Consider the following 21,776-nt stretch of genomic DNA (forward strand, 5'->3'; position numbering starts at 1 on the left):
GTTAAATTCATATTTAATCTTGTAATGTGATGAATGTCCAGCCTCAAACACCTTATGAATACAAATTTTCCCAGGAATACATAAGGCAACTGGAATTTGACTATCTCGAAACCTATTCATTTCAGCGTGGCGAAGTATTCGAGTTGGAATTAGAAAACAATCGGGCCAGATTTCGAGCACTTAATGATTCTCAGAATAAGAGAACGCCGGATGAGGAAATGGAATTCAGGGCGTTACTTAGCAGGCCGGTGAGCGCTGAGCTTTTAATCGATGATAATGAGCAAATGCACTTAACTGCTGTTAAAACGGGGAGTTTTCCGAAACTATCGCGAGAAGCAACCATGATTACAAACATCCTAAAAATGGAAGCATTAAATGTGCCGGCATGGATGTGTGCACCAATGTATAGGGATGCTATCGTCTTTTATGATGCAAACGGTAAGAGAGCTTCTGTTTTGAATATCTGTTTTAGCTGCGAGTATATGGCTACAGGAAAGTCGCATCTCATAAACGCTGATAGTAACGTTTATAGCCAATTAAAAAATTTACTCATTAATATCGGACATGCAATAACTGAGTAAAATGCTTTAAATAAACTCATTTGGCGCAAGCGTCCGCTTGTGCCGTTTAAGCTGGTTAATTAGCGAGCGTGGGATACAAGCACCCGCTTGCACCAGGCTCGCTGTTTGTAAGCGTTTTTTCTTAATTCCAGATCTGATTCTGAAACTGCTTGGGCGTGATGCCTGTTTCGCGCTTAAAGAGCCTCGAAAAATAAGGAAGATTATCAAAGCCTAAGGCATAAGCGGTTTCGGTAATGTTGTTACCTGAGCCTTTCAATAGGTTTTTAGCTTCAGAAATGAGATGGATATGGATCAGTTCGATGGCGGTTTTGCCGGTTTCCTGTTTAAGGAGGTCGCTTAGGTAATGAGCCGAGATATTGAGCTGATCGGCCATGAATTTAACAGACGGGAAGCCATTTTGACGCAGGGAGCCGCTTTCGGAATATTGTGTTAAAAGCTGATCGAATTTGGAAACTACTTTGCCAGTTAACTCCTTGCGGTTAATAAACTGCCTTTTATAATAACGCTGCGAGTATTTGAGCATCGAATCGATATGGCCGAGCATGATCTCGCGGCTGTATTCGTCCTGGTTATTCAGGTATTCGGTTTGGATCTTATCGTGAAGCTCCCACATTACTTTTTCTTCGCTTGGCGACAGGTGCAGCGCTTCGTTTACATCATAATCGAAAAAGTTATATTTTTTGATGTCGTGAAAAAGCGGGTGGCCGTTTAAAAAATCAGGGTGGAAGAAAATCAGAAAGCCATTTTCCTCAAAAAGCAGATCGCGAAAAGCCACTACCTGCCTTGGCTTTACGTACGACATGGAGCCATTTTGATGATCGTACCTGGTTTTACCATAAGTAAACATACCCGATTTTAATTTTTTAAACCCGATCATGTAAAAATCGGTGGTAAACTCACGATCATTAATAGAGCAATGCCCGTTGCATTTAACCAGGCTGATCAACGGGTTTTCGGGCAGGTCAAAGCCATATTCGCGGTGGAGTTCGTCGAGCGTTTTAAAATGTTTCATTTTCGGGAAAATATAAGTAAATCTACGCCCTGACGGGCGTAGATTCTGTCAGTTAAATTCAATTTTATTTGCGGCTTAATTACGCCCCGTGGGCAGCTACGGCTACGTCGTTCCATTCTTCCCAGGTGGCCAGCTTCTGCTCGTAAACCTGTTTAGCCCATGGGTAAGCCACTTTGCCTAAAAACAACCTTAACGGCGGGTTTTCGCTGTCGACCAGTTTAAGTACGGCTGCCGAGGTTGCGGCAGGGTCGCCAAAGATATCAGGGGTTAAACCCGACTTAAAACCGGCGTGAACGGCAGCGTATTCGTCCATGGGTTTAGCCTGCGATGCTGATGCACCGGCCCAATCGGTAGCAAAGCCGTTAGGTTCGATGAGGCTTACTTTGATGCCAAAACCGGCAACTTCTGATGCCAGGGTTTCGCTCAAACCTTCAACCGCAAATTTTGAGGCGTTGTAAATGCCCAAAGTCGGCAGTGTGGTGATGCCCAATACGCTCGATACCTGGATGATATGCCCATGACCTTGTTTACGCATTATCGGCAACACCGCCTGTGTAACCCAAAGCAAACCGAACACATTGGTCTCGATTTGTTGCCTTGCTTCATCTTCACTGGTTTCTTCGATGGTGCCAAACAGCCCGAAGCCTGCATTGTTGATCAGCACATCGATACTGCCAAGCGAGGCATTTGCGTATTTTACGGCTTCGAAAACCGCAGTACGGTTATTCACATCCAATTGGATGGGTGTAACCTGGTCGCCGAACTCGCTAACCAGGTCGTCCAGGTCAGCTAATTTCCTGGCTGTTGCGGCTACCTTATCGCCGCGTTTTAAAAAAGCTTTGGCCCATAATTTACCAAAACCTCTTGATGCTCCTGTTATTAAAATTGTCTTTGCCATGTTGTTTTTGATTTAATGATACAAAGGTACCGGGCGCTACCAGCTGCGGTTTATACAGAAGCGGGGAATACTGATACAAAACGCGGAATGTAACAGGAGGTGAGAGCGGCCGTGATTGTTTTTTCAGCCTGAGGGGCAGCCCATTAAACATTCACACCCTTGCTTTGTTATGCAATAAGTTAGGGTCAAATTAACTTTATTGCATGAACGTAGTTATGAAGTTATTTTCAAAAAGCGGCATTAAACACATCGGCCAATTGCTGTGGACAACCGCTATCAACTTTGTTAACGATAACGGTTTAAAATACAGCGCTTCGCTGGCCTACTACACGGTATTTTCGCTGGCGCCGCTGATGATGCTGATGATATTCATCGTCGGTATTTATTACGGGCACGATGCGTTTACCGGGCAGATCTATCCGCAGCTGCGCGGCTTTGTAGGCGACGATGCCGCCGCCCAGGTGCAGGAAATGGTGAAAAGCATCCAGATGGGCAAATCAACTATGGCGATAGTAATCGGTGCAGTAACCGTAATTATTGGCGCTACCGGTGTGTTTTTGGATATGCAGGATACATTGAATATCATTTGGAGGATAAAAGCCAAACCCAAGCGCAGTTGGGTGAAGTTTTTAACCAATCGTTTACTATCGTTCTCGCTGGTGATCAGTATCGGTTTTCTGATGCTGGTATCGCTGCTCATCAATACCCTTGTTGATGCTTTGAGCGATAAGCTGGCGCATTATCTGCACAGTGATGTAACGGTGCTGCTGTTCAGCCTCATTAACCTGGCTATTACCTTTGTTGTGATCATGGTGCTGTTCGCCATCATTTTTAAATTTTTACCCGATGCCGAAATACAGTGGAAGCATGTACGTGTAGGCGCATTTTTTACTGCGCTGCTGTTTATGCTTGGCAAATATCTTATTGGCCTGTACATCTCATCCAGCAAAATAGGGTCAACGTATGGTGCTGCGGGATCTATCATTATCATTTTTGCATGGATATACTATGCTTCGGCGCTGGTATATATGGGCGCCGAATTCACCCAGGTGTATACCGAGTTCAGGGGCAGCCGCATCGAACCATCCGAATACGCAGTGGCTGTTAAACAAACCGAGGGAGAGAAGGATGTGGCAACACTCCCTGTACAGAACCCCGAAATCAAGAAGGTTGCTACTGAGGGCTGATGTTCACCTCATCAGGTCCGTCCAGTTTGCTGACATGGCAGGCACATTTACCCCCGCTGATCTTGTAGTTCACCTTTAGGATACTATCATTTGTTTTTTTGATCTGCAGTTGCAAATTCTCGCCTTTCTCTGCAAATTGCTTCAGATGGCTATCGTCGGCTATCACGATGGTGTTGGGGTTAGCTGTCCCCGGCAAGGGGTTACTGTTAACCGTTCTGCCGGTAGCCAGATTCACCACTTTATAGGATTTGAACTTAACCTCGCTGCCATCGGTGGTGATGATCTTTACCGGGATAGAAACGAAAATATGGGTACAGATGATATCGCCGCACCCGGGCTTTTTTGTGTGTTCCGAGCTACAGGCTGTAGCTAAAATTGATACAAGGGCTGCGATAAACAAGCGCGTTTTCATGATTTTTAGTAATTATCATGTAGGTACGTCATAATCCGTACCATTTCGTCGCGTATCTCGCGTGTAGGTCGGGTAAAGTTATTGTTCATGAACGAAAATGCCAGCCTTTTGCCTTTACGGGTAACCAGGTAACCGCTCTGGTTATGGTTGTTGGCCAGGGTACCGGTTTTTGCCCAGACAAAGGGCACACCATTATCGGTTTTGTAGGCCGAGCGGATGGTGCCCGCCACCCCGCCTATTGGCATCATGCCGTGTAGTTTCTTTTCATCCTTAACCTCGGCAAGGATTTTATTGAGCAGCGCTACCATATCGCGCGGGGTAAACAGGTCTTTTCGCGACAGGCCAGAGCCGTCGGCCCATTGGGGTTTATCGGGCAGGTCGCTGAGGTAATGTTTAACCGAGTAGCTGATCACCGAATCGGTGCTCAGGGTTTTAAAACGGGTTGACGCGCATACTAAAAGCAACTGTTCGGCAATAAAATTATCGCTCGGTTGCAGCATGCGTTTATAAACCGAATCGGCAGGAGCATTGTAAATAGTTTTAGCGTCCCCTGGGATGGGTAAACTTACCAATCCAACCGTTTTATGTAAAGTATCCTGCAAAAGCTCAAGCGTTAACTGCACAGATGTTTTCCAGGGTATTTCCTGCCGGTATTTTTTGGGGACAGGCATATTGGGATATACAAAGCTATTGCTCAGGATATCGCGCTGCACAAAAAACGAACCGGGTTTGTAAGTATCGTCGCGGCGCAGGTAGCGTTTCAAAAAGCCGGGCTTTACCTGTAATTCGCCCGCGGCGTCAGCGTAAACTATCGCCACATTATCCTCAACCGGCAGTTCGGTTATTTCGGCCTGGTAATAGTCGTTATAATCGCCGTACGGCCAGCCATCGCCATAAAAAGTACCGGTATAGCGCCCGTACGAGTAATAAATATTTTGTGTAGTGTTTTTTAGCAGGTTGTAGGCTTTGACGGCTTTCAGATCAGTTTGCAGGAACGAGGGGTCGCCCGTACCCCAGAATATCAACGAGTCGCCCCGGTTAACATACTGCAGGCCGGGGATCGAATCGCCCAGCATTCGTAGGCAGGTATAAAAAGTATACAGCTTGGTGTTGGAGGCGGGGGTAAAATACTTGTCGGAGTTTAGTTCGTAGATCATTTGCTGCTTATCCAGGTCGTACAATGCAAAGCCGGTAAAGTGATCGTTTACAATTGCAGATTGTTTGAACAGCTTTTTTACGCTGCCTTTTTGAAGTTTTGGGGTACAGGCCTGGAAAGTGGCAGTCAAAATAATAAGCAAATAAAATGTGCGAAAGCAACCTTTGTTTAACATATAATGTATTTTATTATGAGGGCCAGTATGACTGACTTAATTATTCGTAAATTTATAAAACCAATTGTAAATACCCTTGATAATTAATTTGATTGTGCGGTTTAAGTATTGCATTGTTATTTTAATAATGATGCTGTATTGTAATATCAGGGCAACATATGCGCAGCAATATTTTGAGGTGGAAAATAACCACAAACGTGCGTATTTTAGGTTTCAGTTATTGCGGGATATGATCATCGTACCCCTTAAAATAAACGGAAAAGGGCCATATAACTTTATATTAGATAGCGGCGTGGGGGTAATGATCATTACCGAGCCAACGCTTATCGATTCGCTCGACATACACAATAAACGTTTAATTAAAATTTCGGGCCTTGGCAACAATGAGGACTTTGATGCTTATGTAACTTCGGGGCTTCATGTTAACCTGCCTGGCGGCATCAGGGGGCAGGATATCTCTGCCGCTATCTTTACAAAAGATCATTTTGGCCTTTCAAACTATGCGGGCACGCCCATCTATGGTTTATTAGGGTATGAGTTTTTTAACAGTTTTACGGTAAAGATAGATTTTGACGATAGCACGGTAACGGTCGGCGCGCCAAAAGACATCCGTATTTTTAAACGGGGCAGCAAATTGCCTCTGACTGTTGAGGACCGGAAACCATACATCAAAACCAGGCTGTTTTTGCCCGATGGCAAACAGGTAGAGGATAAACTGGTCGTCGACCTGGGCGCCGGCCACCCCTTATCGCTCGAAAACCTGATAGAAGCCAACAAAGGCCTGCCAGATAAATTTATATCGGCCAACCTGGGTATGGGTTTAACCGGCCCTATAAGCGGTTACCTGAGCCGCATCAGCGAAATAGAACTGGGTAAATACAAGTTAAAAAATGTGATTACATCGTTTCCAGATTCGATAACAAAAAAAGATGATACCTTATCGGTTAAACGCGATGGCAATTTGGGCATAGGCATCCTCAAACGGTTTAATTTAATCATCGATTATTCGAACCAGGTAATGTATTTTAAATCGAACTTATTATTCTATAAGCCATTTGAGCACGATATGAGCGGTATTGAATATTTTTGTGGAGGGGATAATTTAAAGCATATTGTTATTAACCGGGTTGAAAAAGGCTCGGCAGCCGACGAGATCGGCTTAATTAAAGGAGATGAGATCGTGCGGATCAATTTCAAATCGGTTCAGGATATGTCTATCGAAGAAATTGATAATATTTTTAAATCGCGCGATGACCGCAGTATTTTGCTGGATGTATACCGGAACGGGGTTTACGACAGATTAATATTAACCTTAAAAAGACGGATTTAAGATACCGGGAACCGGCCAGGCTGCTAACACCTGCTCCATATATTAAAAAACAAAACTATTTTAATTCGCTCAGGTTCTCAAAAAACGCGCTTTGCAGATCGAGCAGCGAGCGAATTTTGATTTTTTCGCCGTAGGTATCAAAACAGATAAATTCGGGTTTTTCTGCCTGTCCCAGTTTGTGTTGCTCAATAAAGTTGAATGTCTTAAAAAAATAGTGATCAACTTTAACACCGGTTTTTTTGATCACTTCAGACGAGTTTAACCTAAACCCGATCTTATCCATCCAGTTGTGAACCCTGGAGTGTAACGACGCCCGCAATTTGTTCATATAGGTTATGTTTTTATAGACTAACGAAACACCATCCCTATTGTTTCAACAAATTTACAATCAACTTAAGCACAATTGTTAACAAAACAATAACACCGATATGTTATAAAGTATATAATATGGTGTTTGGTCGCAAAAAATGACCCTTTTGTCGTACCTTCGCGGCAAATTGTAACAATGCTATGATTTTTACCGGATTATCGTTAAGAAAGTGAACTTTTGTATCGTGTAAATGTCTACCTAATTAAGCATTTGATTTTACCCCGAGATAAAAAGGAGACATAGAATTTATAATCATGAAAAAATATCTGATAAACTTAATTGTATTGTTGTGTTTGACGTCGGCAGGTTATGCCCAAACCAAACAGGTGAAAGGCGTAGTTGCCGATACCACCGGTGTAACCATCCCGGGTGTAGTGGTGAAATTAACCTCGCCGCAGGATACACTCGCCGCCAGTACCGATATTAACGGAGGATTTGTGTTTGGTGCTGTTAAGGCCAAACAGTTTTCGATCACTTTTCAATCTATAGGCTACCAGGGCCTCAAACGCAACTATACCGTTGCCGAAGATGCGCCTTCGTTAAACATTGGTACCATTAAATTAAAAACCGAATCGAAGGTGCTTAACACCGTGCAGATCACCGATGTTAACGCAGTAAAAATAAAAGAAGATACAACGGTGTATGATGCCAAGGCATACCCCGTAAGGGCCAATGCCAGCACCGAGGAAGTTTTGAAAAAACTGCCGGGCGTTGATGTTGATGCAAACGGTAACGTTACAGCCGAAGGTAAACAGGTAACTAAAGTGCGCATTAACGGTAAAGACTTTTTTGGCGGCGACGTACAAACCGCAACCAAAAATCTGCCGGCCGACGTGATCGAAAGTATCCAGATGATTGACGATTATGGCGATCAGGCGAATTTAACCGGTATTAAAAGCGGCGAACCTAATAAAGTAATGAACATCGTTATCCGTAAGGATAGAAACTTCGGTTACTCCATATCGGGCACTGCAGGTGGTGGCCGCGATATGTTACCGGCTCCGCAAAGCGATGCAACCCGTTATACTTTCTCAACCAACTCTTTCGAGTTCCGCGGCGATCAGCAGATTGCTTTGCTGGGAAGTATCAATAATAACAATACCAATACCTTCAACTTTGGCGGCGGCGGCGGTGGCGGCGGCTTCGGAGGTGGTGGTTTTGGCGGTGCCGGCGGTGGTGGCCGTGGCAACGCTGCCCGTGGCGGCGGCGGCGGTGCAGCAGCTGCAAGTACAACAGCGTCGACCCAGAACGGTATTACCGATGCAAAATCTATCGGCTTAAACTACCGCGACCAATGGGGCAAGAGCCTTTCGGTATACGGCAGCTACAGCTTTAACGATAACTCAACCAATACGCTCAGCACCAGCCAGCAAACAAACCTGTTGGCAAGGGCCAACTCTACATCAACCATTGTTAATAACCAGAACAGTAATGAAACCGATGGTGTGTTGAACCACCGGGTAACCTGGAACATGGAGTGGAAGCCTGATACCATCAATTATCTGAAATTTACCCCGACTTATGCTTACGGCAGTACAACTGCCAATGGTTATGATGCCAACTCGTTTATTACAGATGGCATTGCAACCACAAGCTATTATACCAACACCAATGGCAGAACCAGCACTAACAGCTGGGGAGCTACTTTATTGTACAACCACAGGCTTCCGCACCGCCGTAACTTTAGCGTAACAGCGAACGGTAGTACAGCACCTAATATACAATATCAAAACCCGATCAGCGTTTACCTGTATGGCAGGCCAAATGCGCCGCAAAATCAGCTGGTGAATATAACCAGCCGCACCAACAGCTTCGGCAGTACCTTATCTTACATTGAACCATTAGGTAAGATCACTTACTTAGAAGCAAACTACAGCTACAATTATTCGCACACTACTAATGATAAAGGCGTAGATACTTTGGTTTATACCAGTATCAATAACCCCGCTGTACCACCGGTGGAGAATTTTTACGATCGTTTGAGCAATAATTATAACTACAGTTTTATTACCAACCGGTTTGCGTTAAACTACCGTGTAGTTGCCGAGAAATATAACTTTACCTTAGGCCTTGGCGTACAACCTGCCGAATTAAAAGGCACTTCGCCTGCAACAGCTACCCAGGCCGCTGTAAATACCGATATTACTACAACCAACTTTAGCCCTACTGCAAGGTTTGTGTACAACTTTTCGCGCAGCCAGGCCTTTACCTTTAACTATAACGGTAACAACAACCAGCCAACTTATACCGAGTTAAACCCGCGCCTCGACCTGTCGAACGCATCGTACCCGGTACAAGGTAACCCTGCATTAAAGCCTGAGTTTTCGAACAACTTCTCGATCCGTTACAATCAGTTCAGCTTCGGCACGGGCAATATTTTGTTCACCAATTTCTCATTCACACAGGTAAACGATCATATCGCACAAAACACTACTACTTATCCACGTGTATATAAGCCTAATCCGGCATTGGGTAACCACGCTATCCTGACTACTTATACCAATACCGACGGTTACTACCAGGGCTCGGGCTTCTTTACCTATGCCAAACCATGGAGCAACCGTAAGTTTACGCTGATCTTCAATGGTAACGTATCGTACACCAATAATATCTCGTTCGTAAGTACGGTTGATTCGGTAAGCTATGCGGTTTCGACTCAAAAAAATACCGCTAAAACATGGACCTTCACCCCTGGCTTACGTTTCAGGGTTGATATCCAGGACGTGATCGACGCGCAAGCCAGCGCCAGCTACGCTGTAAACTCGACCAATAACTCGATCGCTTCTGCCGATTTCCAGAACCCGACATACCGCACCACAACTTTAGGTTTAAATGGTAAAAACTATTTCTGGAAAGATTGGACCCTGAGCTACGATTACAGCAAAGTGATATACGACGGTTTCTCGGGCGATGTCAAAAATCCGAACATTTTTACGACCTATGTTGAGCGCCGTTTCCTGAAAAACAATGCAGCGACTATCCGCGCAGCTGTGTACGATGTGTTTAACGAAAACACCGGCTATACCAGCAGCCAGAGCGCTACGCAATTTACTTCGACCAACGTTAACCGTTTGGGCCGGTACTTCCTGTTAACCTTTACCCTGCGCCTGCAAAAATTTGCGGGTAAGGCTCCGCAGATGGATATGGGCCCTGATGGCGGTGGCCGCCGACGTGGTGATGGCGGTGGCCGTGGCCCGGGTATGGGCGGTCCGGGCGGAGGCCCTGGCGGCTTCGGCGGCCCTGGTGGCCCGACTGTTGACTAATATTTTCAAATACACAGCAAACAACAAGGGCCCCGATGATATCGGGGCCCTTGTTGTTCTATATTTTATCAAGCGTCGTCGCCCCCGATTTACAGGTCCGATTGAATGCATCGATTGTCTTGTGCAGAGATTGCTTCGCTACCGCTCGCAATGGCGTAATTGAAAAGTAAGTTATGCTATTCGCTCAGCACCGCCACGATCATTTCTGCCGATAGCTTTTCCTGTTCGCCGGTTTGCATGTTTTTAAAGGTGAGCAAACCGCTTTCCATCTCATCGCTGCCGATAACGATGGTGTACGGGATGTTTTTGTTATTGGCGTAATCGAGCTGCTTTTTCATTTTGGCTCCCGCCGGGTATAGTTCAGAGTTGATGCCTCGGCTGCGCAGTTCCTGCAGAAAGCTTAACGAATACGTTTCGCCAGCCTTATCAAAACAGCAGATTAAGACTTTTGTGGTTTGGTTGGTGGTTTCGGGGAACAGCTTCAGTTCTTCCAGCACATCGTATATCCTGTCGGCGCCAAAAGAGATGCCAACCCCGGTTAAACCTTTGAGGCCGAACATGCCGGTCAGGTCGTCATACCGGCCGCCGCCGCCAATGCTGCCCATGGCAACCTCGTTGGTTTTTACTTCGAATATGGCTCCGGTATAATAGTTCAACCCGCGGGCCAGGGTAATATCCAGTTCGACGGTAGCCTTTTGCAGTTTAAAGTGCTGATGATACGCAAATATCCCTTCTATCTCGTCGCAGCCTTTTAAACCGGTTTGGCTATACTTTAAGGCTTTGCGCAGGCTTACGAGTTTTTCTTCGTTTGTACCTTGCAGCAATATTACCGGTTTCAGTTTTTCGATATCGGTATCGGTGAAGCCTTTTTCATTCAGTTCTTTGATCACACCGTCCAGCCCTATTTTATCCAATTTGTCGATAGCGACTGTCAGGTCGATGATCTGATCGGGTTTGCCGATCACCTCGGCAATGCCCGATAATATTTTGCGGTTATTGATCTTGATGGTAAAATCGTTGAGGCCGAGGTTGGTTAAAGCTTCATCATAGATGAGGATAAACTCTGCTTCGTTCAACAATGAGTTTGAGCCAACTACATCGGCATCGCATTGGTAAAACTCGCGGTAGCGACCTTTTTGCGGGCGGTCGGCGCGCCAAACCGGCTGCACCTGGAAACGCTTAAAGGGCATAGTGATCTCGTTCTGGTGCATCACCACGTAGCGGGCAAAGGGTACGGTGAGATCATAGCGAAGGGCTTTTTCGGAGATATCCAGAGTGAGTTTTTTAGATTCAATCCCTAAATCAATTGGACTAACAATAAAGTCATCCAAGCTTATATTAGATAGTTTTATTAATTCTTCAACTGAAATAGTCTTATCTACCCACTTGGTCCTTAAATCAATATAGTAATCAGCAATATCCCTATAGTATTTATAATCAGCATCATTTTCAGGAAGATTTGATAGGCGGATATTTTTACTAATAATCTTATTGATAACAGTAAATAGCGTATCAAACTCACCTTGAATATTTGAAACAAAATCACCCGAATCCAGCACCTTAAATATCAGCTTATCACCTTCATCGCCATATTTTCCCATCAGGGTGGAAAGATTTTCCATGGTAGGCGTTTCTATCTGCTGATACCCGTATTTGCGGAACACCGATTTAATGGTATCGAAAATATAATTGCGTTTGGCCATTTCGGCCGGCGAGAAATCGCGCGTACCACGCGGGACTGATGGTTTTACAGATGCCATGCAACAAAGGTACGAAAACAGAGGCAAGAGCCAAGAAGCAAGAACCAAGAGGACAGAAAACAGCCTGTTATTTCCCTGCTGCGCACCTTTCTTCGACAAGCTCAGAATGACGCCCCAAGGTTTGCGTTAGCGATTGCAGCGGATACCGGCCGCGCGACGGTTAGGGCAGGCCGAGGCTAATGCCTGTGCAGTATGAGCGGAAAGCGCGGCCCGCAGGGAAACGCCCCAATAATAATGATTGAAGGATTGATTGACTGAATGATTGAATTCTAAATAAAGTCTCCCTATCCCCAGTGTATTTAAAACTTGATGCACAACCTTAGCTAAAGCACTATGCCAACCTTTAGCAATAATACTTTTATTCTCTAAATTAGCCTTATGTCTACTATCATAGCCCGAACTCCGCGGCTTATCATCCGCGAATTTTTACCCGAAGAAAAAGAGCACTTTTTTACCCTGATGGCCGATACCCGCATCAATGCCTATTTGCCGAAACGCAGCCATCAGCAGATTTACGACGTGTTTACCGACACCATTGCCGATTACCTGCAGGGCATTAAATTAACCCGCTGGGGTATGTTCGATGTGGTTACAGGCGAGCTTGCCGGGCTGGCGATCTTGCGGTATAATGCCGAAGATGCAGAGAAGGCCGAGCTGGGCTACGCATTGCACCTGCATTACCACGGCCGGGGCCTGGCTACCGAAATGGCTAAAACGCTGGTGCGTTACGGCTTTGAGGTGATGCAGCTGCGCGAGATCATCGCGGTAACGGTTGAAGAGAATAGTTTATCGCACAAGGTATTGCTTAAGGCGGGGTTAAAGCGTGGGGATAACACCGTGCGCAGCGGGGAAGAGCTGGCGTTTTACAGCCTGCAGCGGGAAGATTATTTTGCTTTGCGCCCAAAAGTAATTGCGCAGACACCGCGGCTGATCGTGAGGGAATACCGGCCCGAGGAAGAAGATGCCTTTGTGGCTATGCATTCGGACGAGGAGGTGATACGCTATCTGCCCAAACGCAGCCCCGACGAGTACCGCAAATTGTTCAGGGAAGGGTTGGAGGCATACCGGGGCGATACCGGCTTAGCGCGCTGGGGCATATTTGAACCTCTGACCGGCGATTTTATCGGCTCGTGCCTGTTGCGCCACCCGGTCGACGCGCCCGAAAAAGTGGAACTGGGTTACAGCCTGCGACCTGACTATTGGGGCAAAGGTATAGCAACCGAAATGGCCCGCGAACTGATAGCTTATGGCTTTAACCGTTTAGGCTTTGATGAGATTACCGCCGTTACCGACCCGGAGAACTCGGCCTCGCAAAACGTGCTGCAAAAAGCGGGCATGCAGCGCCAGGGCGAGGCTTTCTGGTACGGGCAGATGCTGCCTTATTTTGTGGTGGCGAGATAAGATCGGAGACGTTATTGTCGGTGTCCCCACCGACAATAGCTGGAATAGGATCATTATGGTTATAACCCTAATTGCCCAGGCTAAAATTAATGGGTAGTGTGAATTTGATACTTTCCGGCTGGCCGTCCATTTTGCCCGGTTTCCATTTAGGCATGGTTTTCACTATGGCCAATGCGGCATCATCCAACAAAGGGTCTGCGCCTCGAGTTACCTCTGCATCCACCAGGTCGCCATTGGGGTCGATATTGAAAGAAATATAGACTTTACCGGTCACATTATTTTGCTTTGCAGCTTCGGGATATTTTAAATTATCGCGTATGTATTTACCGCAAGCTTTTTCACCGCCTATAAATTCGGGAGGAACCATAAAAGGGAAATAGGATGTATCGGCGCCCGAATGTGTAAAACATTGACCTTCGGTTAGTTTATCATTTTTAAAATGATCTTCTCTTTTCTTTTTTCCATCTGGATAATACGACAAAAATAAACCGTTCAGCTTACCCTTAGTGTATTCACGATCGGTGCGTAATTGCCCGGTTTCAAAATACGAGAGGTATTTCCCGTCATATTCACCATTCAGATAATTAACCTCGGATTGAACTTTTCCATTAGGAAAGAAATATTGGTATTTGCCATTTTCTTTATCGTTCATATAGTTAAGGACGACTGACACTTTACCCTCATGATCGAAATAGGTGGCTTTTCCTTCTCTCCTACCATCAACGTAACTCAGCTCCGACGAAATTTTCCCGTCGGCGTAGAACCTCTGGTATCTGCCGTTCAATTTATCTTCCTTATAGTTTTGAACGCTGGTAACCTAGCCCTGGCTGTTATAAAACGTAAATTCTCCGTTTTTAATTTCAGGCCTGGCGAATGAATAGGCACCGCTCATTTGAGGATTGCCATTGCTGTAATGATCGGTTACATAAAACAGGCCGCCTGCTGTTTTATCGATGGAGCGAAAATACCAGGCATTATCCCTGTTCTTTATCTTTTTCCAGTTGGCATCGTAATAAATGGTATCGCCGACTTTTTGTGCGTACACCGTGGTATAAAAGCAAAACAGCGCAAACGCAATAGCTAAGGGTTTCATATATTACTAATATACGTCTTTATAATTTGCTTACAACCCTCTTCCAACATGTTAAACACAGGTTCAAACTGGCTGTCGTTGTAGTACGGGTCGGGCACTTCCTGATCACCTAACAACAACTTTACTTTGGCGGCATCCCGGTCGTTCCGCGCAAGCGAAAGCACATCGCGCAGGTTGCTTTTATCCATCACGTAGATCACATCATAATCATCAAAATCGCTGATACAGAACTGCCGGCATACCTGTTTGCTGATATCGACACCATGCTCAAATGCGGTGCGTATGGATCGCCTGTCGGGCGCCTGGCCAATATGCCAGTTACCGGTCCCGGCGGAATCGATAGTCCAGTCGAGGCCGTTATCTGCGGCCAGTTGTTCCATAATGCCGTGGGCAAGTGGTGAGCGGCAGATGTTGCCGAGGCAAACCATAAGTATTTTCATATTGAATATCTTTTAAAATTGTCATTTAGAACAAGGAACGAGAGAGAAATCTTCTGCTGGCGACCGATTTGAAGCAGAATATCTCTCCTTAGGTCGAGATGACATCGTTTAATATTGTTATCGTGCCGTTACAGCGGCTTCGGTACGCAGGTTGTGCGTTTAACCAGTTTAACTTTAACCACTACGGGGTTACCAAGCGGTTGCAGGTTAAGGGTTGAATCGCCTTGTTTGTTTACTTTAAAGCTATCTTCATAAACCCCGCTGTTAAAGCAGCCGCCCGGGTCTTTCAGCGTGTAGTTGGCATTGGCATAAAACCCTTTAATGTGCAGGGTATCGCCGCTCACTTCGTAGCTGCCTTTAGCGTACTCAAACCAGTGGCCGTTCTTCATGCAGGTATCTGCCCCGTAATTTACAGTGCTATAATTTTCCATTCGCACAAAAAAACTGTCGCAGCTAAAAGTAAAATGGTAAAGTGCGTAGTTAACCAGGCGTTTTTCGCTTGCCACCGAATCCTGCCGCCATTCGCCTTGCAGGTAAGCAACACCTTTGCCCTGGTAGTTGGGATTAAAGGAACAAGCCGTTAAGCCTAAAGCAAAAAGCCCAAAGCAGAAAGCGAAAACGAAAGTAACCGAAGACCTGTGCATAAAAATAAAAAAGCCTCCCCTAAAGGGGAGGTTTGGTGAGGTTTATTTTAAACTGCCGATCATATCTTCGGGGCGTACCCAAGCATCAAACTGCTCGTTGGTTAATAAGCCTAAGCCTATGGCTGCTTCGCGTAATGAGCTGCCGTTCTTTAAAGCAGTTTTGGCAATTTTGGCGGCGTTTTCGTAACCGATGTGCGGATTTAAAGCTGTAACCAGCATCAGCGAGTTTTCGAGGTGTTTTTTGATGCCCTCGTAGTTCGGTTCGATGCCCTTGGCGCAATGATCGTTAAAAGATACGCAGGCATCACCAATCAGGCGTGCCGATTGTAAAAAATTGGCTGCCATTACCGGTTTGAAAACGTTGAGCTCGTAGTGCCCGTTTGAGCCGCCTATCGAGATGGCTACATCATTACCCATTACCTGTGCGGCTACCATGGTCACAGCTTCGTTTTGGGTCGGGTTAACTTTACCCGGCATAATGGATGAGCCAGGTTCGTTATCCGGGATATGGATCTCGCCGATACCCGAGCGCGGGCCCGAGGCCAGCATACGGATATCGTTGGCGATCTTCATCAGCGATACGGCAATCTGTTTCAGGGCGCCGTGGCTTTCCACAATAGCGTCGTGAGCGGCCAAAGCCTCAAATTTGTTTTCGGCGGTGCGGAATGGCAGGCCGGTAAATCTGGCAATGTATTCGGCAACCTTAACATCGTAACCTTTTGGCGTGTTGATGCCGGTACCAACGGCGGTGCCGCCTAATGCCAGTTCGCTTAAGTGATCTAAAGTATTTTTTAAAGCTTTCAGCCCATGATCCAATTGCGATACATAGCCCGAAAACTCCTGTCCTAAAGTCAACGGCGTAGCATCCATCAGGTGGGTGCGGCCGATCTTTACGACCGATTTAAAGGCTTCGGATTTTGCTTTCAGCGTATCGCGCAGTTTTTCGATACCGGGGATGGTTACATCGATCACCATTTTATAGGCGGCGATGTGCATGGCCGTTGGGTAAGTATCGTTTGACGACTGCGATTTGTTCACATCATCATTCGGGTGGATGAAAGTTTTGCCTTCGCCCAGTTTGTTGCCTTGTAATACGTGCGCACGGTTAGCGATCACCTCGTTCACGTTCATGTTGGATTGCGTGCCCGAGCCTGTTTGCCAGATCACCAGCGGGAATTCTGTTGCCAGTTGGCCGGCCAATATCTCATCGCAAACGGCTGCGATCAGGTCGCGCTTTTCGGCCGGCAGTACCCCGCAATCGGTATTGGTAAAGGCGGCAGCTTTTTTCAAATAGGCAAAAGCGGCAATGATCTCCTTCGGCATGGAAGCCTCGGGGCCGATTTTAAAATTATTGCGCGAGCGCTCGGTTTGTGCGCCCCAGTATTTATCGGCAGGTACCTGTACCTCGCCCATGGTATCGTGTTCGGTTCTGAAACTCATGGTGGCAAAGATAATGTGATTTCACTGATTTTTTTAGAGTGATTTCACCGATTGATTTGATTTTGATTACACAGATTTTGATTAGATTACACCGATTTTGCGAACAATATCGATTGGTTAATTCTTATCGGTGAAATCATTTTTTCACATCAGTGGAATCAAGTATATTATCATGAAAAAACTCATCTGCCTTTTACTCATCGGCGCAAGCCTGTTATCCGCGCAAGCACAAATAACTCCGTTTGAAGCCCATGCCGACAAAAACTACACCGCTGCCTATCCCGAGATCATTTCCTATTACCAAAAGCTGGCCAAAACACAGCCTCAAATGCGCCTGTTTAATTATGGGATGACAGATATCGGCAAGCCGTTGACGCTGATCGTGCTTTCGCGGGATAAGGTGTTCGACCCGGTGCAGATCCGCAAAATGAACAAAACCGTGATCCTGGTGAACAACGGCATCCACCCCGGCGAACCGGAAGGTATTGATGCCAGCATGATGCTGGTGCGCGATTTGCTTAAAAAGAACGCCCTGCCCAAAAACCTGGTGCTGTGTGTTGTAGCGGTTTACAATATCGATGGTTGTATTACGCGTGGCTTATCTCGTGTTAGCCAGAACGGACCGGAGGCTTACGGCTTTCGCGGAAATTACCGCAACCTCGACCTGAACCGCGATTTTATTAAGGCCGACAGCCGCAACGTTTTAGGCTTTATGCAGATACTCAACACCTGGAAACCGCAGGTATTTTTAGACAACCATACCAGCGACGGCGCCGATTACCAGTACGTGATGACCCTGATCGAAACGCAGAAAGACAAGCAAAACCCGCTGCTGGCCGAGTATACCGGCAAGACTTTATCGCCCGAGTTGTACAAACGCATGAAAAAGAGCGGTTACGAGATGATCCCTTATGTGGAAGGTTTTCGCGGTACGCCGGATAGCGGTATCGTAGCTTTTTTGGAGACGCCGCGCTTCGCTACCGGTTTTACCGCCCAGCATAACATCATCAGCTATATTACCGAAACGCACATGCTCAAAACGTTTGATAAACGGGTTTATGCTACCTACGATTTTATGCAGCACCTGTTCGATATCTGCGAGCGCGATGCTACCGTGATCCGCAAACTTAAGGAGCGCGTTGATGAGGAAACCAAATCGCAAAAAACCTTTGCGCTTAACTGGGATGTGGATATGGCCAATTACGATACCATTACCTTTAAAGGCTATACCGCCGGTTATAAGCCCAGCGAGGTAAGCGGCCTGCGCCGATTGTACTACGATCGCAGCAAGCCTTTTACCAAAACCATTAAGTATTTTGATAATTACAAGGTTACGCTTACCGCGGATAAGCCGGTGGCCTACATCATCCCGCAGGCCTGGGGTAAGGTGATCGACTTGTTTAAGCTGAACGGCGTTGCGATGAAACGCCTGACGCATGATACCACACTTAACATGCAAATGTATTATATCGGCGAGTTGCGCCCGCCTATGCGCCCGTACGAAGGCCATTACCTGCACAGCAATGTACCTATTAAACCGGTTGATATGCCGATCAGGTTTTACGAGGGCGATTACGTGGTTTATACCAACCAGGCCATTAACCGCTATATTGTTGAAACGCTGGAGCCGCAGGCTGTTGACTCCTTCTTCGCCTGGAATTTTTTCGATTCGGTGCTGGGGCAAAAAGAAGGGTACAGCGATTATGTATTTGAAGACGTTGCCGCCGGTTTGCTAAAGAAAGACCCGGAATTGAAAAAGAAACTGGATGATGCCAAAGCCGCCGACCCTAACCTGGCCAAAAGCGCGCGGGCGCAATTAAACTTTATTTATCAAACCACGCCAAGCTACGAAAAGACTTATATGCGCTACCCTGTTGGGAGATTGATGCAGGATGTGAAGTTGGATTTGAAGTGATCTTTTAATTTCGGATGTCGGATGTTCAATTTCGAGTTTTTTTTGAACAGTAGTGGCTTACCATTTACACTTAATTATGTCCAACATTTAAAAGAATAGCTCAGATGCGCATTAGATGATTGTATTTGCTGACTTGCTCACCCGCGGGACGCGAGCGAGTGCGAGGGTGTAATTGCAAATTTAAGTGTACTCCAAACACGTATCCCCTATAAAACAAATATGGCTTATCTATCATCCCTAAGGATAATGGATAAGCCATTATATCGTAGCAATATTTTTTAAACCTCTTTTTTACGAGGCCAGCATCATGCCGTTTACCAGGCCTGTCAGGTCGGCGCGGTTACCGTTAAGCTGGGTGAACATGGCGCCCATGCTTTTTTCGGTTTTGGTTTGCTGCATAAACTGCACCATTACCTGCGGTATCAGGCCATCGGCAATTTTATAGGCCGAGTTTGGCGAAATGTTGTAATACTTGTTTAAACGGTTGGCGAATTTGTTCACCATGCTGTTCACCAGCGGGTTGTTGTAAATACCGTTGAGCTGGAAGAAGTTAACCAGGTCTTTCATGCGTCCGGTTTCGATGTGGTTTTTCAATACATCGATGATAGAGCTTGATGCTTCGGTGATCACCGCTTCACGGTCTTTTTCAGCAATCTCGGGGTTGCCGATCACAGCCTTTCCGGCGTTGTTTTTTACGAGTAAAAAGAGATTTTCAAACATTGCTAAATAAATTTAAAAGTGTATTAACAAAATGATGATTTTTTTACCGTTTTGTTATTGATACTACAAATATACTAATTAATAATTTGGATTATCAAAATATAATTTACATTTTATTGTAAATTTCTAAATTTAGATGGTGTATGATATACACTAAGTTATAGGTGTACTTGCCACACTAAGTTTACCGTTTTTGCAAACCTTATTTTCAATAAATAGTTGATGTATTGGTTTACTTGTTAATTTTGGCTCTAAATACTCATCAAATATGTTGCCTAAAATAAATTTCACCCAAACCCAAGCATATCCGTACCTGGCCAGTCAGTTCGAAAAACTGGAGCAGGTTCACCTGAAAGATCTTTTCAAAACTGACAGCCAGCGCTTTACTAAAATGTCGGTACAGTTTGAAGATATTTTGCTCGATTACTCGAAAAACCGCGTCGACGATGAGACAGTAGCTTTATTGCTACAGATGGCCAAAGAATGTATGGTAAACGATGCGATCAAAGCGATGTTCGGCGGCGAAAAGATCAACATGACCGAAGGCCGGCCGGTGTTGCACATTGCTTTGCGCAACCAGAGCAATACGCCGATTTTGGTAGATGGCAAGGACGTGATGCCCGATGTGAATGCAGTACTGGCACAGATGCAGCAGTTTTCGGAAGAGGTGATATCGGGCGCATGGAAAGGTTATACCGGCAAAGCCATTACCGATGTGGTGAATATCGGCATCGGCGGATCGGACCTTGGACCGGTAATGGTGACCGAGGCTTTAAAGGCCTACAAAAACCACCTGAACCTGCATTTTGTAAGTAATGTTGACGGCACGCATATCGCGGAAACGCTGAAGAGCCTGAAACCCGAAACTACTTTATTCCTGATCGCATCAAAAACCTTTACCACGCAGGAGACCATGGCCAACGCCCATAGCGCACGCGAGTGGTTTTTGGCAGGCGAGGGTGCCAAGGAAGCGGATATTGCCAAACACTTCGCGGCTTTATCAACCAACGGCAAGGCGGTATCGGCATTCGGTATCGACACCAAAAATATGTTTGAGTTTTGGGATTGGGTTGGCGGCCGCTATTCGCTTTGGAGCGCCATCGGCTTGTCGATATGCCTGGGCGTAGGCTTTGATAATTTTAAAGAGCTGCTGGCCGGCGCACACGCTATGGATAAACACTTTAGCGAGACCGAATTTGAACAGAACATGCCGGTGCTGCTTGCTTTGATGGGGATATGGTACAATAACTTTTTCGGCGCGCAAACCGAGGCCATTTTACCGTACGACCAGTATATGCACCGTTTTGCGGCTTACTTTCAACAGGGCGATATGGAAAGCAACGGCAAATACGTCGACCGTAACGGCCGGCCTGTTGATTACTCAACCGGGCCCATCATCTGGGGCGAGCCGGGCACTAACGGGCAGCATGCCTTTTACCAGCTGATACACCAGGGCACCAAGCTTATCCCCTGCGATTTTATAGCGCCTGCACAAACACACAACCCGATAGGTGAGCATCATACTTTGCTGCTATCCAACTTCTTCGCGCAAACCGAAGCTTTGATGAACGGCAAGACCGAAGAGGAAGTAATAACCGAGCTGAAGGCATCGGGCAAAAGCGAGCAGGAGATTAAAGATATCGCACCTTTTAAAGTATTTGAAGGCAACCGCCCGACCAACTCCATCCTGGTAAAGAAAATCACGCCGCGCAGCTTAGGTTCGCTTATCGCGATGTATGAGCATAAGATATTTGTACAGGGCATTATGTGGAACATTTACAGTTTTGACCAATGGGGTGTTGAGCTGGGCAAGCAACTGGCAGGTAAAATATTGCCGGAGCTGCGCAATAACGACGAGGTGAGCAGCCACGATGCTTCGACCAACGGGTTGATCAACCAGTTTAAGGCCTGGAGGTAACATCGTGCCGGTGAGGACACCAGCATGAGCGTTTTAGAATAGCGATGGGTCTTGGAGCCTA

The 21,776-nt window shown here is 46.1% G+C and carries 19 protein-coding genes; 7 read left to right on the plus strand and 12 right to left on the minus strand.

Annotated features, from left to right (window positions below; translation table 11 throughout):
• Nucleotides 1-29: 29 nt before the first annotated feature.
• Nucleotides 30-581 (plus strand): hypothetical protein, encoded by a 552-nt coding sequence (locus BEL04_RS21535; protein WP_066007445.1) that lies wholly within the window; start codon nucleotides 30-32, stop codon nucleotides 579-581.
• 121 nt (nucleotides 582-702) lie between these two features.
• On the opposite strand, the gene BEL04_RS21540 is transcribed toward BEL04_RS21535, so the two are convergent.
• The gene (locus tag BEL04_RS21540) at nucleotides 703-1,593 is read right to left on the minus strand and encodes an AraC family transcriptional regulator (protein ID WP_066007446.1); all 891 of its coding nucleotides are present in this window, start codon (nucleotides 1,591-1,593) and stop codon (nucleotides 703-705) included.
• Between the two features lie 79 nt (nucleotides 1,594-1,672).
• The gene (locus tag BEL04_RS21545; protein ID WP_066007447.1) at nucleotides 1,673-2,491 is read right to left on the minus strand and encodes an SDR family NAD(P)-dependent oxidoreductase; all 819 of its coding nucleotides are present in this window, start codon (nucleotides 2,489-2,491) and stop codon (nucleotides 1,673-1,675) included.
• A 215-nt stretch (nucleotides 2,492-2,706) separates the two neighbouring features.
• Here BEL04_RS21545 and BEL04_RS21550 point away from each other — a divergent pair, with 215 nt between their 5' ends.
• Entirely contained in the window at nucleotides 2,707-3,678 is a 972-nt protein-coding gene (locus BEL04_RS21550; protein ID WP_066008036.1) for a YihY/virulence factor BrkB family protein, read from the plus strand.
• On the opposite strand, the gene BEL04_RS21555 is transcribed toward BEL04_RS21550, so the two are convergent.
• Nucleotides 3,665-4,090: a hypothetical protein gene (locus BEL04_RS21555; protein ID WP_066007448.1), complete on the minus strand. Its 426-nt coding sequence runs from the start codon at nucleotides 4,088-4,090 to the stop codon at nucleotides 3,665-3,667. The genes BEL04_RS21550 and BEL04_RS21555 overlap by 14 nt on opposite strands.
• A 5-nt stretch (nucleotides 4,091-4,095) precedes the next feature.
• Nucleotides 4,096-5,376: a D-alanyl-D-alanine carboxypeptidase/D-alanyl-D-alanine-endopeptidase gene (locus BEL04_RS21560; RefSeq protein ID WP_254659614.1), complete on the minus strand. Its 1,281-nt coding sequence runs from the start codon at nucleotides 5,374-5,376 to the stop codon at nucleotides 4,096-4,098.
• A 172-nt stretch (nucleotides 5,377-5,548) separates the two neighbouring features.
• Between BEL04_RS21560 and BEL04_RS21565 the strand changes: the two genes are divergently transcribed.
• Entirely contained in the window at nucleotides 5,549-6,751 is a 1,203-nt protein-coding gene (locus BEL04_RS21565; protein ID WP_066007450.1) for an aspartyl protease family protein, read from the plus strand.
• Between the two features lie 55 nt (nucleotides 6,752-6,806).
• On the opposite strand, the gene BEL04_RS21570 is transcribed toward BEL04_RS21565, so the two are convergent.
• Complete coding sequence (locus tag BEL04_RS21570; RefSeq protein ID WP_139113142.1) at nucleotides 6,807-7,079, minus strand: hypothetical protein; 273 nt, start codon at nucleotides 7,077-7,079, stop codon at nucleotides 6,807-6,809.
• A gap of 296 nt (nucleotides 7,080-7,375) precedes the next feature.
• Here BEL04_RS21570 and BEL04_RS21575 point away from each other — a divergent pair, with 296 nt between their 5' ends.
• Complete coding sequence (locus BEL04_RS21575; RefSeq protein WP_066007453.1) at nucleotides 7,376-10,384, plus strand: TonB-dependent receptor; 3,009 nt, start codon at nucleotides 7,376-7,378, stop codon at nucleotides 10,382-10,384.
• A gap of 176 nt (nucleotides 10,385-10,560) precedes the next feature.
• Here BEL04_RS21575 and hisS read toward each other — a convergent pair whose 3' ends face one another.
• The gene (gene hisS / locus BEL04_RS21580; protein ID WP_066007454.1) at nucleotides 10,561-12,144 is read right to left on the minus strand and encodes a histidine--tRNA ligase; all 1,584 of its coding nucleotides are present in this window, start codon (nucleotides 12,142-12,144) and stop codon (nucleotides 10,561-10,563) included.
• Nucleotides 12,145-12,522: 378 nt separating this feature from the next.
• On the opposite strand from hisS, the gene BEL04_RS21585 reads away from it, so the two are divergent.
• Entirely contained in the window at nucleotides 12,523-13,545 is a 1,023-nt protein-coding gene (locus BEL04_RS21585; RefSeq protein WP_066007455.1) for a GNAT family N-acetyltransferase, read from the plus strand.
• A gap of 67 nt (nucleotides 13,546-13,612) precedes the next feature.
• Here the strand turns inward: BEL04_RS21585 and BEL04_RS21590 are convergent, their stop codons facing one another.
• From BEL04_RS21590 to fumC, 5 genes are all read right to left on the minus strand, one after another.
• Nucleotides 13,613-14,329 (minus strand): TonB family protein, encoded by a 717-nt coding sequence (locus tag BEL04_RS21590; RefSeq protein WP_139113143.1) that lies wholly within the window; start codon nucleotides 14,327-14,329, stop codon nucleotides 13,613-13,615.
• Between the two features lie 33 nt (nucleotides 14,330-14,362).
• Entirely contained in the window at nucleotides 14,363-14,638 is a 276-nt protein-coding gene (locus BEL04_RS21595) for a hypothetical protein (RefSeq protein ID WP_066007457.1), read from the minus strand.
• Nucleotides 14,635-15,078 carry a low molecular weight protein-tyrosine-phosphatase gene (locus BEL04_RS21600; RefSeq protein WP_066007458.1) on the minus strand — a complete coding sequence of 148 codons (444 nt, stop codon included), beginning with the start codon at nucleotides 15,076-15,078 and terminating at the stop codon, nucleotides 14,635-14,637. Before BEL04_RS21600 ends, BEL04_RS21595 begins: the two co-directional genes overlap by 4 nt.
• A gap of 128 nt (nucleotides 15,079-15,206) precedes the next feature.
• Entirely contained in the window at nucleotides 15,207-15,722 is a 516-nt protein-coding gene (locus BEL04_RS21605) for a hypothetical protein (protein WP_066007460.1), read from the minus strand.
• Nucleotides 15,723-15,764: 42 nt separating this feature from the next.
• The gene (gene fumC / locus BEL04_RS21610) at nucleotides 15,765-17,162 is read right to left on the minus strand and encodes a class II fumarate hydratase (protein WP_066007462.1); all 1,398 of its coding nucleotides are present in this window, start codon (nucleotides 17,160-17,162) and stop codon (nucleotides 15,765-15,767) included.
• A 172-nt stretch (nucleotides 17,163-17,334) separates the two neighbouring features.
• Here fumC and BEL04_RS21615 point away from each other — a divergent pair, with 172 nt between their 5' ends.
• Nucleotides 17,335-19,077, plus strand: coding sequence for a M14 family zinc carboxypeptidase (locus tag BEL04_RS21615; RefSeq protein WP_066008037.1), 1,743 nt, complete (start codon nucleotides 17,335-17,337; stop codon nucleotides 19,075-19,077).
• Nucleotides 19,078-19,368: 291 nt separating this feature from the next.
• On the opposite strand, the gene BEL04_RS21620 is transcribed toward BEL04_RS21615, so the two are convergent.
• A complete protein-coding gene (locus tag BEL04_RS21620) occupies nucleotides 19,369-19,797 on the minus strand; it encodes a hypothetical protein (protein WP_066007464.1) in 429 nt (142 codons plus the stop codon).
• 268 nt (nucleotides 19,798-20,065) lie between these two features.
• On the opposite strand from BEL04_RS21620, the gene pgi reads away from it, so the two are divergent.
• Nucleotides 20,066-21,715: a glucose-6-phosphate isomerase gene (gene pgi, locus BEL04_RS21625; RefSeq protein ID WP_066007467.1), complete on the plus strand. Its 1,650-nt coding sequence runs from the start codon at nucleotides 20,066-20,068 to the stop codon at nucleotides 21,713-21,715.
• Nucleotides 21,716-21,776 lie beyond the last annotated feature (61 nt).

It is taken from the genome of Mucilaginibacter sp. PPCGB 2223, from assembly GCF_001705515.1.
Taxonomy (GTDB): Bacteria; Bacteroidota; Bacteroidia; order Sphingobacteriales; family Sphingobacteriaceae; genus Mucilaginibacter.

Coding starts and splice junctions, on each gene's coding strand:
- BEL04_RS21535 (WP_066007445.1), top strand. CDS start 30: ATGAATGTCCAGCCTCAAACACCTTATGAATACAAATTTTCCCAGGAA.
- BEL04_RS21540 (WP_066007446.1), bottom strand. CDS start 1,593: ATGAAACATTTTAAAACGCTCGACGAACTCCACCGCGAATATGGCTTT.
- BEL04_RS21545 (WP_066007447.1), bottom strand. CDS start 2,491: ATGGCAAAGACAATTTTAATAACAGGAGCATCAAGAGGTTTTGGTAAA.
- BEL04_RS21550 (WP_066008036.1), top strand. CDS start 2,707: ATGAAGTTATTTTCAAAAAGCGGCATTAAACACATCGGCCAATTGCTG.
- BEL04_RS21555 (WP_066007448.1), bottom strand. CDS start 4,090: ATGAAAACGCGCTTGTTTATCGCAGCCCTTGTATCAATTTTAGCTACA.
- BEL04_RS21565 (WP_066007450.1), top strand. CDS start 5,549: ATGATGCTGTATTGTAATATCAGGGCAACATATGCGCAGCAATATTTT.
- BEL04_RS21570 (WP_139113142.1), bottom strand. CDS start 7,079: ATGAACAAATTGCGGGCGTCGTTACACTCCAGGGTTCACAACTGGATG.
- BEL04_RS21575 (WP_066007453.1), top strand. CDS start 7,376: ATGAAAAAATATCTGATAAACTTAATTGTATTGTTGTGTTTGACGTCG.
- hisS (WP_066007454.1), bottom strand. CDS start 12,144: ATGGCATCTGTAAAACCATCAGTCCCGCGTGGTACGCGCGATTTCTCG.
- BEL04_RS21585 (WP_066007455.1), top strand. CDS start 12,523: ATGTCTACTATCATAGCCCGAACTCCGCGGCTTATCATCCGCGAATTT.
- BEL04_RS21595 (WP_066007457.1), bottom strand. CDS start 14,638: ATGAAACCCTTAGCTATTGCGTTTGCGCTGTTTTGCTTTTATACCACG.
- BEL04_RS21600 (WP_066007458.1), bottom strand. CDS start 15,078: ATGAAAATACTTATGGTTTGCCTCGGCAACATCTGCCGCTCACCACTT.
- BEL04_RS21605 (WP_066007460.1), bottom strand. CDS start 15,722: ATGCACAGGTCTTCGGTTACTTTCGTTTTCGCTTTCTGCTTTGGGCTT.
- fumC (WP_066007462.1), bottom strand. CDS start 17,162: ATGAGTTTCAGAACCGAACACGATACCATGGGCGAGGTACAGGTACCT.
- BEL04_RS21615 (WP_066008037.1), top strand. CDS start 17,335: ATGAAAAAACTCATCTGCCTTTTACTCATCGGCGCAAGCCTGTTATCC.
- BEL04_RS21620 (WP_066007464.1), bottom strand. CDS start 19,797: ATGTTTGAAAATCTCTTTTTACTCGTAAAAAACAACGCCGGAAAGGCT.
- pgi (WP_066007467.1), top strand. CDS start 20,066: ATGTTGCCTAAAATAAATTTCACCCAAACCCAAGCATATCCGTACCTG.